Source organism: Bacillus sp. AFS040349 (assembly GCF_002577655.1).
Taxonomy (GTDB): domain Bacteria; phylum Bacillota; class Bacilli; order Bacillales; family Bacillaceae; genus Metabacillus.
Genome location: NZ_NUMC01000153.1, coordinates 1 through 13,655, shown reverse-complemented (window position 1 = coordinate 13,655; position 13,655 = coordinate 1). Strand labels below are relative to the sequence as shown.

Annotated in this window: 21 protein-coding genes; 7 read left to right on the top strand and 14 right to left on the bottom strand. The window is 31.7% G+C overall.

What is annotated here, in order from left to right:
• The first annotated feature begins 174 nt into the window (after nucleotides 1-174).
• Complete coding sequence (locus tag COD11_RS24420; RefSeq protein WP_098799506.1) at nucleotides 175-669, top strand: CBO0543 family protein; 495 nt, start codon at nucleotides 175-177, stop codon at nucleotides 667-669.
• Between the two features lie 66 nt (nucleotides 670-735).
• Here COD11_RS24420 and COD11_RS24415 read toward each other — a convergent pair whose 3' ends face one another.
• Both COD11_RS24415 and COD11_RS24410 read right to left on the bottom strand, forming a co-directional pair.
• Nucleotides 736-1,455 (bottom strand): YebC/PmpR family DNA-binding transcriptional regulator, encoded by a 720-nt coding sequence (locus COD11_RS24415; RefSeq protein WP_098799505.1) that lies wholly within the window; start codon nucleotides 1,453-1,455, stop codon nucleotides 736-738.
• Nucleotides 1,456-1,649: 194 nt separating this feature from the next.
• Nucleotides 1,650-2,831, bottom strand: a complete 1,182-nt coding sequence (locus COD11_RS24410) for a CapA family protein (RefSeq protein WP_098799504.1) — start codon at nucleotides 2,829-2,831, stop codon at nucleotides 1,650-1,652.
• Nucleotides 2,832-3,145: 314 nt separating this feature from the next.
• Between COD11_RS24410 and COD11_RS24405 the strand changes: the two genes are divergently transcribed.
• Nucleotides 3,146-3,709: a glutathione peroxidase gene (locus tag COD11_RS24405; RefSeq protein WP_098799503.1), complete on the top strand. Its 564-nt coding sequence runs from the start codon at nucleotides 3,146-3,148 to the stop codon at nucleotides 3,707-3,709.
• A 52-nt stretch (nucleotides 3,710-3,761) separates the two neighbouring features.
• On the opposite strand, the gene COD11_RS24400 is transcribed toward COD11_RS24405, so the two are convergent.
• From COD11_RS24400 to COD11_RS24390, 3 genes are read right to left on the bottom strand one after another with little or no spacing between them, the layout of a single operon-like run.
• Entirely contained in the window at nucleotides 3,762-4,532 is a 771-nt protein-coding gene (locus tag COD11_RS24400) for a sporulation protein (protein ID WP_098799502.1), read from the bottom strand.
• Nucleotides 4,533-4,549: 17 nt separating this feature from the next.
• Complete coding sequence (locus COD11_RS24395; RefSeq protein WP_098799501.1) at nucleotides 4,550-5,332, bottom strand: serine/threonine protein kinase; 783 nt, start codon at nucleotides 5,330-5,332, stop codon at nucleotides 4,550-4,552.
• Nucleotides 5,332-5,517, bottom strand: a complete 186-nt coding sequence (locus COD11_RS24390; protein WP_098799500.1) for a hypothetical protein — start codon at nucleotides 5,515-5,517, stop codon at nucleotides 5,332-5,334. Before COD11_RS24390 ends, COD11_RS24395 begins: the two co-directional genes overlap by 1 nt.
• A 310-nt stretch (nucleotides 5,518-5,827) precedes the next feature.
• Between COD11_RS24390 and COD11_RS24385 the strand changes: the two genes are divergently transcribed.
• A complete protein-coding gene (locus tag COD11_RS24385) occupies nucleotides 5,828-6,898 on the top strand; it encodes a DUF2515 family protein (RefSeq protein WP_098799499.1) in 1,071 nt (356 codons plus the stop codon).
• 49 nt (nucleotides 6,899-6,947) lie between these two features.
• Here the strand turns inward: COD11_RS24385 and COD11_RS24380 are convergent, their stop codons facing one another.
• Entirely contained in the window at nucleotides 6,948-7,130 is a 183-nt protein-coding gene (locus tag COD11_RS24380) for a YozD family protein (protein WP_098799498.1), read from the bottom strand.
• Between the two features lie 161 nt (nucleotides 7,131-7,291).
• On the opposite strand from COD11_RS24380, the gene COD11_RS24375 reads away from it, so the two are divergent.
• Nucleotides 7,292-7,486 (top strand): hypothetical protein, encoded by a 195-nt coding sequence (locus COD11_RS24375; protein WP_098799497.1) that lies wholly within the window; start codon nucleotides 7,292-7,294, stop codon nucleotides 7,484-7,486.
• Nucleotide 7,487: 1 nt separating this feature from the next.
• Here the strand turns inward: COD11_RS24375 and COD11_RS24370 are convergent, their stop codons facing one another.
• From COD11_RS24370 to msrB, 6 genes are all read right to left on the bottom strand, one after another.
• Entirely contained in the window at nucleotides 7,488-8,159 is a 672-nt protein-coding gene (locus COD11_RS24370; RefSeq protein ID WP_098799496.1) for a hypothetical protein, read from the bottom strand.
• 132 nt (nucleotides 8,160-8,291) lie between these two features.
• Nucleotides 8,292-8,519, bottom strand: coding sequence for a YozE family protein (locus COD11_RS24365; protein ID WP_098799495.1), 228 nt, complete (start codon nucleotides 8,517-8,519; stop codon nucleotides 8,292-8,294).
• A 173-nt stretch (nucleotides 8,520-8,692) separates the two neighbouring features.
• Complete coding sequence (bioB, locus tag COD11_RS24360) at nucleotides 8,693-9,682, bottom strand: biotin synthase BioB (protein WP_098799494.1); 990 nt, start codon at nucleotides 9,680-9,682, stop codon at nucleotides 8,693-8,695.
• Nucleotides 9,683-9,867: 185 nt separating this feature from the next.
• Nucleotides 9,868-9,990, bottom strand: a complete 123-nt coding sequence (locus tag COD11_RS24355; protein ID WP_098799493.1) for a YjcZ family sporulation protein — start codon at nucleotides 9,988-9,990, stop codon at nucleotides 9,868-9,870.
• A 153-nt stretch (nucleotides 9,991-10,143) separates the two neighbouring features.
• Nucleotides 10,144-10,521 (bottom strand): VOC family protein, encoded by a 378-nt coding sequence (locus tag COD11_RS24350; RefSeq protein ID WP_098799492.1) that lies wholly within the window; start codon nucleotides 10,519-10,521, stop codon nucleotides 10,144-10,146.
• A 98-nt stretch (nucleotides 10,522-10,619) separates the two neighbouring features.
• On the bottom strand, nucleotides 10,620-11,579 hold the full coding sequence (gene msrB / locus COD11_RS28280) for a peptide-methionine (R)-S-oxide reductase MsrB (RefSeq protein ID WP_098799491.1): 960 nt from the start codon (nucleotides 11,577-11,579) through the stop codon (nucleotides 10,620-10,622).
• 191 nt (nucleotides 11,580-11,770) lie between these two features.
• Between msrB and COD11_RS24340 the strand changes: the two genes are divergently transcribed.
• Nucleotides 11,771-12,193 carry a MarR family winged helix-turn-helix transcriptional regulator gene (locus tag COD11_RS24340; RefSeq protein WP_098799490.1) on the top strand — a complete coding sequence of 141 codons (423 nt, stop codon included), beginning with the start codon at nucleotides 11,771-11,773 and terminating at the stop codon, nucleotides 12,191-12,193.
• 119 nt (nucleotides 12,194-12,312) lie between these two features.
• Nucleotides 12,313-12,564 carry a DNA alkylation repair protein gene (locus tag COD11_RS24335; protein ID WP_098799489.1) on the top strand — a complete coding sequence of 84 codons (252 nt, stop codon included), beginning with the start codon at nucleotides 12,313-12,315 and terminating at the stop codon, nucleotides 12,562-12,564.
• Nucleotides 12,565-12,621: 57 nt separating this feature from the next.
• Here the strand turns inward: COD11_RS24335 and COD11_RS27780 are convergent, their stop codons facing one another.
• Complete coding sequence (locus COD11_RS27780) at nucleotides 12,622-12,750, bottom strand: hypothetical protein (protein ID WP_255301700.1); 129 nt, start codon at nucleotides 12,748-12,750, stop codon at nucleotides 12,622-12,624.
• A 308-nt stretch (nucleotides 12,751-13,058) separates the two neighbouring features.
• Between COD11_RS27780 and COD11_RS27145 the strand changes: the two genes are divergently transcribed.
• Nucleotides 13,059-13,232: a hypothetical protein gene (locus tag COD11_RS27145; RefSeq protein WP_176551233.1), complete on the top strand. Its 174-nt coding sequence runs from the start codon at nucleotides 13,059-13,061 to the stop codon at nucleotides 13,230-13,232.
• A gap of 183 nt (nucleotides 13,233-13,415) precedes the next feature.
• Here COD11_RS27145 and ypmT read toward each other — a convergent pair whose 3' ends face one another.
• Entirely contained in the window at nucleotides 13,416-13,616 is a 201-nt protein-coding gene (gene ypmT / locus COD11_RS24330; protein WP_098799488.1) for a protein YpmT, read from the bottom strand.
• Nucleotides 13,617-13,655 lie beyond the last annotated feature (39 nt).

The following is a 13,655-nucleotide window of genomic DNA, read 5'->3' as shown; positions in this document are numbered from 1 at the left end:
ATCTTTTGACACTACCTAAAAATCATAAAGCCTTACGTTACGTTAATGTAAATAGCATTTTTCAAAGAAACAAATAGGTAAAATGTCTCAAAAAAATAGTTGATACCACTAAATGGTATTATTTGTAAATATAAGGTAGATAATAAGATTCAGTATGATTTAAGGAGTAATTATATGCACTTCCTAATTTTATCCTTTGTTCTATATCTAGCTATTAAAAAAGCCAAGTGGAATAACTGGGAGCAATATTATCCAACAATGCTGTATATGTCATTGGCTAGCTTTATATATGAATATATTTCACATACCTATTACCATCTTTGGGAGTTAGAAACAGGTCCTTTTATTTCACATATGAATGTTCACTTTTTACATAATTTAGTTATTAATCCTCTTATTGCTTTTATCTTTTTATCAAATTATCCTACGCTTCCTTTAAAGAAATTTCTTTATATATTACGTTGGGTATTAATTTTTTTTGTTGGAGAATGGATTGGAAGGATAACAGAAATTCTAACCTATCATCATGGGTGGAACTTAGCATGGTCACTTCTTTTTATCACAATTATGTTCCCAATGATTCGATTTCATTTTATTTATCCTATTAGAGCGTTGCTATTATCGGTCTTTTTCGTGGTCTTCTTTTTGAAAATATTTCGATATATTTAAGCATTTAAATAGCAATCCAAATAAAGAAAACCTTCGTAATATAGAAACGAAGGTTTGGAATATTACTTATTCACTTAAATCTACATTATGGAAGACTTGTTTTACGTCTTCTAAATCTTCTAACGCGTCAATCAACTTTTCAAATTGAGCTTTTGCATCATCTGATAGTGTTACATCACTTTGCGCAAGCATCGTTAGTTCAGCAACTGTAAAATCAGTTATACCAACACCTTTAAATGCTTCTTGTACTGCATGAAATTGATCAGGCTCTGCATATACGATAACTGAATCATCTTCTTCTAGAATATCTCTTGCATCAACGTCTGCTTCCATTAATAGTTCTAAAACCTCATCAGCTGTTTTTCCTTCAACCCCAATAACAGCAGTTGCATCAAACATATAAGCTACAGACCCACTAACACCCATATTTCCACCGTTTTTTCCGAATGCAGCACGAACATCTGAAGCTGTACGGTTCACGTTATTTGTAAGAGCATCAACGATGACCATTGAACCATTTGGCCCAAATCCCTCATATCGAAGCTCATCATAACTTTCTTCGGTTCCACCTTTTGCTTTTTCGATTGCACGGTCAATAATTGTTTTTGGTACACTATATGTCTTCGCACGTTCAAGAACAACTTTTAATGCTTGGTTAGCTTCTGGATCTGGCTCACCTTGCTTTGCTACAACATATATTTCCCGACCAAACTTTGCATAAATACGACTAGTATTTGCATCTTTAGAAGCTTTCTTTTCCTTAATATTATTCCATTTACGACCCATTAAAAACACTCACTTTCAACGTTAAATCAATAAAAAACTTATATATTGTAATTCTTTAAATATAATCACTAAACTCTATTATACCTTAATTATTCATTTTGTTAAAAGATATTATATTTTGAAAAAGGATAGTAATAAAGCTAATTATTATAACAAAAAGACAGAAAAGCAATGAAGCTCTCCTGTCTTGGAATTTATTCTGTAACTTCTTCTTCTGTATCATAAACGATCCAGTCAGATCCCTTCACTTGATTGGAATAATGAATGATTTTATCCTTAACTCTCTCATATTCACCCCCACTTAATAAAGTTGGTTGATAATCATTATGAGATGAAACAGATGAGATCGAAAACGGAACCACATTAATTTCTTTTTTGTCACTAAGTTCACCATTTTCTATATGAAACGTTTGCTGAAAAACAAATGTATCCTTGTCAGAAGGGTTTTTATTTCCGCCAAACATAAAGTTACCTAGACTGTAAACAATAAACTTTCCGTTATACTCCTCAATTCCTTGTAAAACATGTGGATGATGACCTAATATTAAGTCTGCTCCAGCATCTACACTAAATCTTGCAAGTGATTTTTGATCCTCATTTGGAACATAGTGTTTCTCATCACCCCAATGAAAGTGGATCAACACAATTTGAACTCCCTGCTCTCTTAAAGACTGTATGTCTTTCTCGATCGTTGAGCGGATTTCTTCGGTATCCTCCCATCCTTCGTAACCCAATGCACCGATTTTAACTTCCTTAATGGTTGTTATAAATTGATTTTCATAACCAAAATAACCAACATCTCTCTCTTTTAAAGCCTCTATTGTATCTTCATATCCTTTTTGCTTATAATCAAAAATATGATTATTTGCTAAATTGACTGCCTCAATTCCACCAAGTTTTAGTATTTGGGCATATTCAGGATCTCCTTTAAAACGAAATGTTTTCTCAGCTTTTTCTGTTGCATTCGTTAAGGTTGTTTCTAAATTTACAGTAGTAAGGTCATCTTTTTTAAAAACATCATTAAGTCCTTCTAAAAAGTAAGACAGACCATTCGTAGAAGCTGTATGAACAAATGAACCATTATACTCAAAATTCTCATCCATTCCTAGTGTAAAATCACCAGCAGCACTAATTTTTATTGACGCATCTACATCACTTGGCACTTCCACTAGTTGTTTTTCAGATATAACACTCTCTTTTCCTTCATGCTCAGATGTCGTTACAACTGCTGATTTTTCTGGTTTTAGCAGTGAATATGCAGAACTTACTATTATGATAAAAATAATGCCAAGAAGTATTCTTCTATAAACCTTTTTAAGTCTTCTTCGTTTCCTTCGATTGGTTACCCTTGATAAAGATGCCTTTTTCTCGTCCATTTCTTTTTCCCCTTTTTGCAAAAGTGCTCTACTTAACATACTTTAAAACTTAAACATGTAAATGCAACTATAAGTTAGAGTTTAAATAAGAATAGTTTAATATACATATAACGATATTTTCTACCTAATTGTTACATTTTTTTAAAACAAATTACCTACACTATTATTCTATCGGTAAATTTTTATATTTTATTAATATATATAAAGTTAGTTAGCTTGAATGAATTTCTTTTAAATGATGAAACTATTCATGTATAATAAAAATGAGTCAAATTTCATAGGGAAAAATAACTATTAATCTTGGAGGACTGTTTATGAGTATATATCATTTTACAGCGAAAGCAATGAATGGAACGGAAAGATCTCTTGAAGACTATAAAGGAAAAGTATTATTAGTTGTTAATACTGCAGGTAGATGCGGATTTACATATCAATATGAAGACTTACAAAAGCTGTACAATCGCTATAAAGAAAAAGATTTTGTAATATTAGGGTTCCCTTGTAATCAATTTGATAACCAAGAACCTGATTCAAATGACGCCATTCAAGCGAACTGTCTATTAAACTATGGTGTTAGTTTTCCATTATTCCAAAAAATAGATGTAAGAGATGAAAACATTCACCCATTATTCGATTATCTATCACAAAGTAAACCTTTTGAGGGATTCAATCCTTTCCATCCTGTTGCAAAAATACTAATTCCGTTACTAAATGAAAAACACCCAGAATATTTAACAGATAATTACTCAATTAAATGGAATTTCACAAAATTCTTAATTGACCAGGAAGGTAACGTTGTAAAACGTTTTGAATGTACAACAGATCCTATTGACATGGAGCAGGATATAGAAACATTATTAAATAATGTAACAGCGTAAATACATGCCAAAAACTATTGGAACTTTATTCTGTTCCAATAGTTTTCCTTTTCTAACTATGATTTTCTAGAATTTCCTTAAAAATGTTTTTTACTTGATGCAGTTCATTTTCTTCTATTGTAAATTTAATAATCGATTCATCTAAATCAAGTGCTTCTGAAAAAAGACCAGCAAGGCCCCTTGCACGGCGGTCGACTTCTACTACAACCTCTATTTTATGATCATCAATTAAGAAAAACAAAACTTCCACTTCATCGAATTTTCCATAATACGAACCCGTTGTTGGAATAAATTCAAATTCTTGTACAAACGGTAATCTTTTTCTTAATTTAAATGAAGCCTCTTCGTTTTTGACCTTTCTTAAGGAAAAACCTAATTCTTTCATAACATTTAAAATCTGATCCATCATATTATTAGGTAAAATTGTCACAATATCTCGATCTTGTGGATCAAAAGCACCTTTTATGTCCACACCTGTTTGAATCCATACTTGTGATGAACCTACACTAACCGGTGTGTCTAATGGCATTTCAATTTGGAAAGGGAATGTTTTAGTTTCTCCAGGCATAATTACAAACGGTTCATTTAACTTAATGGTTGCGATCACGGCATGCTTATTGATTACGCGATCATCTTGTTCTTTTTCATAATTTGTGTTGACTGTTAAATAGATCTCATCAACTGCTTGTTCTACATTTCCACCTTGTACATCAATAACTCCTTCTACTTTTTCACCAATCATGATGGATGATTTAGAAAGTTTAGCATCAACCTTTGCAGAACCAACTCCAACACTTGCCAGTATTTTATTAAAAAATGACATCCTGATTCCTCCTCATTTTATGACCCTCTTATATCCTTCATAATTTGATTGATTTCATCATATGGTTCATCTAATTGGAGCATTTTACGTAGAATTCTTTTTGTATGGTCTGTAATATCCAACTCTTCTTCCCATGATCTTTTTTCCCTAGTTTTCGGTTGATATGAGGAATAAAGTAAAAATAAAAGAAAATGACCTAATGCATAAAAATCACTTTTAAATGAAACTTCTCGAAACAACTTTTTCTCTAAAGAATCAAATTGTTCAGAATGATTATCATTTATGAATCTAGCCAGACCAAAATCAATAATGTACTTTTCTTCTTCATTTTTCAAGATATTAGGAATACGTAAGTCACGGTGAACCCATCCAATATCATGAAACAATTTTACTAATACAAGTACGTCATAAAGCTCTTTCAATGCTTCTTCTTCTGAAAATGTCATATTTTCTATAAAAATTAAATCTTCATATGTTTTTCCTTTTTTATATTCCATCACAATAAAATGTTTTTCATTTTCTATAAATTCATCATAAAAAGCTGGAATAGAAGAATCATTTAAAGTTCTTAAAATAGTGACTTCATGTTTAAAAGATTCTTCCCCAGACTTTTCGAGCATTTTATATTTCCGTAATTGCTTTAGCACTTTATTCTGATTTTCTTCATCTTTCACTAAATATGTGAACCCATAGCTACCTTTGCCTAAAAGATTCTTAATGATATATCTTTCATTTACAATTTGATGAGCTTTTAATGGTTGCTCTGTTAGTTCAATCCACTTTTTGGTGAACTTGTTCATTAGCTACTATATGAACTAAAAAAACCACTTGATTTATGCTTTCTTTTGTAATGTTGGTGCCCATACTTTGACGGATGATAATGATGAGATTTTCTTCTTTTAAAATCACTCGAACTGTAGCTTCTTCGGTATGAATGTGAATGTTTACTTGAAGATAATAAAGATTTAAGGATTTTCTTTAACATATTAAATCCCTCTTTCTAAAAATTTTATTTTTATTATAGCTCATTAGTATATACGACAAAAAAGAACAAAGGTTTCATAAATTTCATACAAATAATATAGGAATTTAACTGAATCCATTTCATAATGTATCATTTGTTACCAAAAAACGTATGAATTTCACCTTTATTAGTGTTTTCATCCGTGTATTGTTTATTAACAAGTTCAGGATGAAGAAAGATGTTCGTTTTTTGATTTAAGAGTCATTATTATAAAATTAACTCAACTACAACTACTGTAATAAACAGCCTAAACTTAAAGGACGGTTTAATTATGAATGAAGAAATTAGAAATAAAAAAGCAAACGACCGGTTTCTTGAGCAGCAACTAAAGAATATATTGAAAGAATCTTCTCCTTTTGTTATTACACAAAAAGAAAGAAAAATAATCAACACTATTTCTAATGAAACAAAAATTAATAATAAAAATAATCTTACTAGAACAAATGCATATTTAACATTTTATCGTCAACATCCAGAGATTCATTGGGCTTTTCTTGCGCATATGGTTTCTCGCAATGGTGGATACAATATGACCGATTTGAAAAGTCCTTTACTTGAATCTTTCGTTGATAGCAAGCAACAAACAATTCTGTTTCATTTTTTAGAAAGAGCAAATGCCCTGATTTTTCATGATGCCTTTCCACAGCTATTACTCTATAAAAAAAGCAAAGAAGATTCTACTGATTATTCCCATTTATTACCTTCGTTTCATGTTTCTAAGTTCATGATACCAATTTGGAAATTCTTCTTTACTTCACAACAATCTTCACTGCTAACATATGCATTAATAACGAATGAACAGCATTATGTTGAAAAACACTTAATGACACTTCCTTTCATAAAAAAAACTGTTCTCCTTTCGTTTATGTATTTGCTTCAGGAAAAATTAGGATTCACACATGTTCTTTTTCCTTTTAAACGCTACCGCTTTTTAAATAAGCATTCATTAGCAGGTTTAGAAGTTCATGATTTTTCTTCTGTTAAGACAAGAATAGATACTGGTAAAAAACTATACAGCATCCTTTTTTCAAAAAATTGGCTTTCTTCATTTTCTCAGTTTGCTACTAAACATGAACATACAGCTTCACGTCATGATTATTGGCCACATATTTTCACCAATAACATAATGGACGATCCTAAAATTTACAGCCCACCACTAGCTAAGGCTTGGGAGGATGTTCCACACACTTTTCCAAAATACCAAGATTGGTATATAGACTTTTCACAAATAAAGAAATTTAATAACCCCTTAAATATTGAATTTCAAGTTATCACTAAGAATGTAAACCATGATTTAATGCTCATTAAAGCATTGTCAACAATGAAGGAACTATTAACATAATAAAAAAGGCTGACATGTAAAATTCATGTCAGCCTCTCTAGTATTCTTCCTATTCATTCTCTTCATAGTCTAAATCTTCATCGATAATGCATTTGTTAAGAAGGTAATCGAATGTTATATCTGCAAGTTCTCCAAGTTCTTCTTCACCTGGAACATACCCTCTTTTTGTGAGCTCATTGTAAAAGAACTCAGCAATCTCCTCAGTATCAATAATTACTTCTATTTCCTTCACAATATCGCCCCCCTTCTATTTTTTATGTCCATTTAAAGGGACATATGCAAATCAATGAATATTTTTTTATAAGACTTTATAAAATGAACTGGAATAAATATAAAGTAAAAACATATAGTTAGTTTTAAGTGGACAAGCTTAAAAAAGGGGCGGTAATCGATATGTTAAAAGACATCCAATATACTTCAGACTATAGTGAAAAGAAACAACAAAATTCGAAAGAACGTGTACTAGATTTTATTGATGGGAAAGGCTTTGATTCTCTTTTAGAAAATTCTTTAAAAACATTATTTTATGGAATGGTCTTTTTCTGTGTTCCTTACCTTATTTATCTCATAATCTCTTTGGCCTTATAAACTATTCTTTATATCTATATAAGCTCTTTAAAATTAAGTTCATCATATCTTTGTATTCTTCATCATGAAACATTTTATATAAGGTTTCATAATCGTTATAGATATCAAGCATTTCATCAATTAGCTTTTTATAATTTTCTTCTTCAACAGGTTGTTTTGTTGACTCGAGACCAATGTAACTATGAATCATTGATGCATAATATCGACTTTCGTCTGAAATCGTATTATGCAAATGAAGCTGCTGCATAAAAGACTCAGCCTCTTGATTGCTGATCATTAGGCTCATTTCATCTTCAGTAGCTTCTAACCATTCTCCATCAGACATGCGATTTAATTCATATGTTAGTTCTTCCCACCCATCTTCGGCATATCTCCACACTTCTGTTCTCACACCTACAATGCGAAATAAAGAGCTTCCGTATCCTTTAACTAAAACAATATCACCTATTTGATAGTGAACATCAATATTTATTTTCTCTGTCTCAATAAGAGATCCTTCATAATCAGAAAATAATTGAAGGGCATTTTCATAATACAAAATATCACCATGATTCACTTCGTACGCATATTGATGATCAACAAAATGGAGCTTTGTTATGGTACCCACAGTTCCATACATAATAATCACGACAATATCCCCTATTTTAAATTTTGGTCTGTTTTTATTTTTCATTTTTCATCTCTCCTTTGTCGTGATTGTAAGGATAAGATAGTATATGCTGAAACTTAAAATTCGTCATGGATAGTTTTTTACAACGAAAACTAAAAGGACAAAGATGAGCTTAGTTCATCTTTGTCCTTTTAGTTATATTCTTCTTAAAATTTCATTTTGATAACGATCCCAGGCATCGTCGAAAACTGACATACTTTGTAAATAATGACCGTTCATCTCCAAATAAGAACTTAGCTCATCATAACTATCAGTTGTCTTTGGAAAGGCATGATCAAGATACGCATCATTGGCAAATTTAGATAACTCATCCTTTGGTTTTGGATGACGATATTTCATTAAATAATGATAAAAGGACTTCATCTGGTATTCCCCCGTTGTTTTTGCTTATTAAAGACTAGGATAATACAACTGAAGAACTTTAATCAAGCCTCGATTATATTTCTCCCTTAACTAAAAAGTGATCTTCTTAAACCCTCAACTAATATAACAAGTAAAACCACAGCAGATTTACTGTGGTTTAGTTCCGGTAAATTTTAAACACTCATTTCTTCATACTGAAAATCTATCTCAAATCCAAGATCCTTGAGCATTTTATGGTCTGCAGTGCTTTCTTGTCCAGCTGTTGTCAAATAATCTCCTACAAATATGGAATTTGCTGCATATAAGCCAAGTGGTTGTAGAGACCTTAAATTCACTTCACGTCCACCAGAAATTCTAATTTCTTTTGTTGGGTTTATGTATCGAAATAAAGCTAGTACTTTCAAACAATATCTAGGATTTAAATCATTTGTCCCTTCAAGAGGTGTACCATCTATTGCATGTAAAAAGTTTACAGGGATTGAATCTGCATCTAATTCTCTTAAACTATATGCCATATTCACCACATCATCTAATGTTTCACGCATTCCAACAATTACACCAGAACAAGGTGAAATACCACTTTGCTTTACCAACTCAACTGTATTCGTACGATCTTCGTATGTATGTGAAGTTGTGATAGAAGAATGATGTTCTTTTGATGTATTTATATTATGATTATAACGATCTACTCCGGCTTCTTTTAAACGCCTTGCCTGATCTGGTTTTAAGATACCTAGGCATGCACAAATTTTCAATCCATATTTGTCCTTTATTTCACCAACAGCAGATGTTACATGATCAACTTCCTTATCACTTGGTCCCCGGCCACTTGCAACAATACAATATGTTCCCACTTTTAGGTTATGAGCTTGCTCTGCACCTTTTAAAATAGATTCTTTATCTAGCATTCTATATTTCTCTATTGGTGCTTTTGAAACAACTGATTGTGAACAATAACCACAATTCTCAGGACATAATCCTGATTTAGTGTTGATGATCATATTAAGCTTTACTTTTTTTCCATAATAATGTTTTCTAATCTTAAATGCACCATTTAATAGCAATAACAAGTCATCATCATCACACATTAAAATTGACTTTGCTTCTTCTCTGGTTAAAATTCTTCCATTAATCACATCGTCGGCCAATAATTCCCAATTCATTTTAACATTCCCCCTTAGATTACTTATATTAATGGTAATGAATGGTTGTTATAATGTCAACCATTTTAACATTACAGTTAACATATTGAGCATAATATTTCCTAATATAGGTTTACACTTCAGTTATATTATGATTCACCTTATATATAAAAAAGAGCTCACATCGGAGCTCCTTTTAATAGAGATTAGTGAATGTAAGCTGCACCAACGATGATTAATAAAATGAACAAAACAACGATTAATACGAAGCTATTTCCATAACCGTATCCACCAGCGTGTGGGTATCCATGATCATAATAGCAATGCATATTGATTCACTCCTCATTTGAATTTAGATTTCCCTTTACTTTATGTCATGGGTGGGTTGTATCGTATGTGCATTCGCCCATTTTTAGGTAAAAAACTAATTTTAAAATAAAAAGCAAAAAACCAGGCTGCATCCAAGGCCCGGTTTCCTTTCTTTAACGTTCAAAAAATTCGATCCATTCTTTTTCTGGACCTCTAAAGAAAATATACTTTGCTCCATTTGGCAACTCTGTGATCTCTTCAAAGATCCATTCTACGTTTGCCGCACGTAATCTATCTCTTTCTTTCTCAATATTATCAACTTGAAAAGCAATATGATGAACCTTTCCTTCATCAGGTAAATTAGGATTATATCCTTCTATAAGTTCAACAATAATATTGCCTCCCACACCTAAAAATGCTAGCTTCATATTCCCATCTGTATGTAAAAACTGATCAAGCAAATCAAGACCAACTACATCTTTGTAAAATGTAATGCTTCTTTCAATATTTTCCACTTGTATTCCAACATGCTCAAAGCCTAATACTGACATCTGCTCTACTCCTCCTCTTCTATTTTATTCCCATTTTATACAAAGAATACAAAAGTGTCTATACTAGAAAAAGGCTGAACATCATTCAGCCTTTTTCACTATTTATCAAATAACTGAGCGTATTTACCATACCCCTCTTTTTCTAAATTATCCTTTGGGATAAATCTTAAAGCAGCCGAATTAATACAATATCTTAACCCATTAGGACCTGGTCCATCATCAAATACATGACCTAAATGTGAATCAGCTGTTTTACTTCTAACCTCTGTACGAATCATTCCATGCGTTGTATCCATTTTCTCGACAACTTCAAAGTCTTGGATCGGTTTTGTGAAACTAGGCCACCCACATCCTGCGTCATATTTGTCTTTTGAACTGAATAACGGTTTTCCGGAAACAATGTCTACATAAATACCTTCTTCTACATGATTCCAAAACTCATTGTGAAAAGGAGGTTCTGTTCCATTGTTTTGAGTAACTTCATATTGCATAGGAGATAAAGTAGATTTTAAATCTTCTTTGTTATTACCATTCCAATGCTCTTGTATAAATCGATCTCTACCAGATCCTGTTCGATATTGTTTGTAACGACCGGTACTTTTTTTATAGAAGTCCTGATGGTATTCTTCCGCAGGATAAAATGGTTTTGCCTCAAGAATCATTGTAACGATAGGTTTCGAAAATCTTCCGCTTTTTTCCAATGTCTCTTTTGAGGCTTCTGCCAACTTCTTCTGTTCTTCTGTATGATAGAAAATAGCTGTTTGATAAGATTCTCCTCTATCAAAAAATTGACCGCCTGAATCAGTTGGATCAATTTGTTGCCAAAATAATTCTAACAGCTTTTCATAATGAAATATTTCAGGATTGTACGTAATTTGTACAGCCTCAAGATGCCCTGTTGTATTTGAACAAACTTCCTCATATGTAGGATTTTCCTTATTTCCCCCGGTATAGCCTGAAATAACACTTTCGATACCTGGTAACTCATCGAAGGGCTGGACCATACACCAAAAGCAACCACCAGCAAATGTAGCGAGTTCCAACTTGTGCTTATTCATCGATTACTTCCCTCCTATTAACTAATGAATTCTATTATATATCATGCAATAAAACTTAGAAAGTAAACAGCTTTTTATGGAAAGTCTCTTTATTATCTTCCAACATCATTTTCTTTAATAAACCTTGACACATTCTATAACATTCCTTAGTCTTATTAAAAGGATACTTTGATAGTACGGAGGAAACTAGGTTGAATAATCGTCAAGAAAAGATGTATGAGATGGAAGCCCTAATGCGTGATGTGTATAAGAAAACTCGTCACGAAATGAACCAAGTTTATGATAATGAAATGTCTAGAAATGAATTTTTCATTTTAAAAACTTTGTACGAACTTGGCCCAAAAAAGTCATCTGACTTATCCAAAATACTAAATGTTTCTGCTTCTCATATTACAGCAGTAACTGACTCTCTTATCGAAAAAAATTGGATTGAACGTGTTCGTTCTGTCAAAGACCGTAGAATTGTTGATATTCATTTAACGGAGAATGGGAAAAACATTCTTGAGCAATATGAAAAAAAGAAAACAGACTTTTTGTTAGAAAAGTTTAATGATTTTAGTGATGAAGATATTGCAAACTTCATTATCTTATTTAAAAAACTATTAAAAGAATAGTGTATATTTATTAAACGCTGTAGGTTTGAGAGGAACTTCCAAACCTACAGCGTTTTTACATATAAAAAAATAATTTATACATACTAAAGAAAATAAGAATTATTACGGAGGTCAGAATAATGTCTTCACCATATTTATGCCCAAATTGTAAAACAAATAGAACCAGGTTTAATATTATTGAACAACTTGCAAAACCGGTTAAATTAAACCCACAAACAGGAGATATAGTAGAAGAGCTCCAGCAGTCAAATTTAGATCCGTTCCATGTTTCATATAAAGGTCCTAATTATCGAGTACAGTGCGGTACTTGTGGTCTAATTGAAGACGAAATATCATTTATTAAAAGAGCACAGATTAATCAGTCTTACTAACATAACGAAAATAAGTGGAATAGAATCTTTTATGATCAGATCTATTCCACTTTTTCTTCACTCACTATTTTGAGTCATATTAAAAAACATCGGGTCTTCTTTTTTTTCATTTTTTGAGGATTTCTCATCTTTCTTCCCCATTTTCCCATCTGATTCATAACTTAATTTTTTATTTTTGTTTTTCAACCTTATCTCTCCTTTGCATAAGAACTACCATCATTTTTTCCATTTAAGATGAAATTATGTAGACGATGAATAAACGAAGAGCTGTCCTACCACAGTCTGATTGAAGAGGGATTTGAAGTATCGATTGAACTAGTTTTACAATAAATTACTGTAAAGATCATTAATGAATTTTTAATTCATTTTTAATTTTTTAAGATCATGTACAGATTCTGTAAAAAGTCTATGCACACCTGAAATTTCCATTATTATTAAGTTGAGCCAACTGGTTCACATATAAATTACTCAACGTTACATGGGAGGAAAAGACAATGAATAAAAGTTTATTATTAAAAGTTGGAGCTTCTTTACTTGCTGTATTTTTAATGGCTGCATGTAACAACACAGAGGATACTGAACAAGAAGAAACAAATGTAGAAGAAACTGAAGAAGGTACTGAAGAAACCGAAGAAGACGCTGAACAAACTGAAGAAGAAGCAGAATAATCATAAAACTTTTTCAAGTAGAAAACTCGCTGACCGGCGAGCCTACAAGATGAAATGTGATGAGTAGTTGCACTTAAGCTAAATACTTAGGAATTGAACACTATGTCGGAATTTTTCAGTGCTGCTGATTTATGCTTTTAACGTACAAAAAATGAGAGGGGATTTCCCTCTCATTTTAATAAATTAACTTTCACTTTTATGTTTTTGCTTTTCATCTTTAATATGCCAAACATAAACTGCAATACTCATACACAATGTGCTATAGGCGAGATTTAAGTACACCTCATCCATATTTTCTGCAACTAGCTGCTGATAGGCAATTCCACCGAAAATAAGCGCAATAATGATGGCTGCAATTCCCATTAAAACAAATTTGTTTTTCATAATAACCCCCTTATATTATTTAGCGTATTGTCAAAACTT

Coding starts and splice junctions, on each gene's coding strand:
- COD11_RS24420 (WP_098799506.1), top strand. CDS start 175: ATGCACTTCCTAATTTTATCCTTTGTTCTATATCTAGCTATTAAAAAA.
- COD11_RS24415 (WP_098799505.1), bottom strand. CDS start 1,455: ATGGGTCGTAAATGGAATAATATTAAGGAAAAGAAAGCTTCTAAAGAT.
- COD11_RS24410 (WP_098799504.1), bottom strand. CDS start 2,831: ATGGACGAGAAAAAGGCATCTTTATCAAGGGTAACCAATCGAAGGAAA.
- COD11_RS24405 (WP_098799503.1), top strand. CDS start 3,146: ATGAGTATATATCATTTTACAGCGAAAGCAATGAATGGAACGGAAAGA.
- COD11_RS24400 (WP_098799502.1), bottom strand. CDS start 4,532: ATGTCATTTTTTAATAAAATACTGGCAAGTGTTGGAGTTGGTTCTGCA.
- COD11_RS24395 (WP_098799501.1), bottom strand. CDS start 5,332: ATGAACAAGTTCACCAAAAAGTGGATTGAACTAACAGAGCAACCATTA.
- COD11_RS24390 (WP_098799500.1), bottom strand. CDS start 5,517: ATGTTAAAGAAAATCCTTAAATCTTTATTATCTTCAAGTAAACATTCA.
- COD11_RS24385 (WP_098799499.1), top strand. CDS start 5,828: ATGAATGAAGAAATTAGAAATAAAAAAGCAAACGACCGGTTTCTTGAG.
- COD11_RS24375 (WP_098799497.1), top strand. CDS start 7,292: ATGTTAAAAGACATCCAATATACTTCAGACTATAGTGAAAAGAAACAA.
- COD11_RS24370 (WP_098799496.1), bottom strand. CDS start 8,159: ATGAAAAATAAAAACAGACCAAAATTTAAAATAGGGGATATTGTCGTG.
- COD11_RS24365 (WP_098799495.1), bottom strand. CDS start 8,519: ATGAAGTCCTTTTATCATTATTTAATGAAATATCGTCATCCAAAACCA.
- bioB (WP_098799494.1), bottom strand. CDS start 9,682: ATGAATTGGGAATTATTGGCCGACGATGTGATTAATGGAAGAATTTTA.
- COD11_RS24355 (WP_098799493.1), bottom strand. CDS start 9,990: ATGCATTGCTATTATGATCATGGATACCCACACGCTGGTGGATACGGT.
- COD11_RS24350 (WP_098799492.1), bottom strand. CDS start 10,521: ATGTCAGTATTAGGCTTTGAGCATGTTGGAATACAAGTGGAAAATATT.
- msrB (WP_098799491.1), bottom strand. CDS start 11,579: ATGAATAAGCACAAGTTGGAACTCGCTACATTTGCTGGTGGTTGCTTT.
- COD11_RS24335 (WP_098799489.1), top strand. CDS start 12,313: ATGTCTTCACCATATTTATGCCCAAATTGTAAAACAAATAGAACCAGG.
- COD11_RS27145 (WP_176551233.1), top strand. CDS start 13,059: ATGAATAAAAGTTTATTATTAAAAGTTGGAGCTTCTTTACTTGCTGTA.
- ypmT (WP_098799488.1), bottom strand. CDS start 13,616: ATGAAAAACAAATTTGTTTTAATGGGAATTGCAGCCATCATTATTGCG.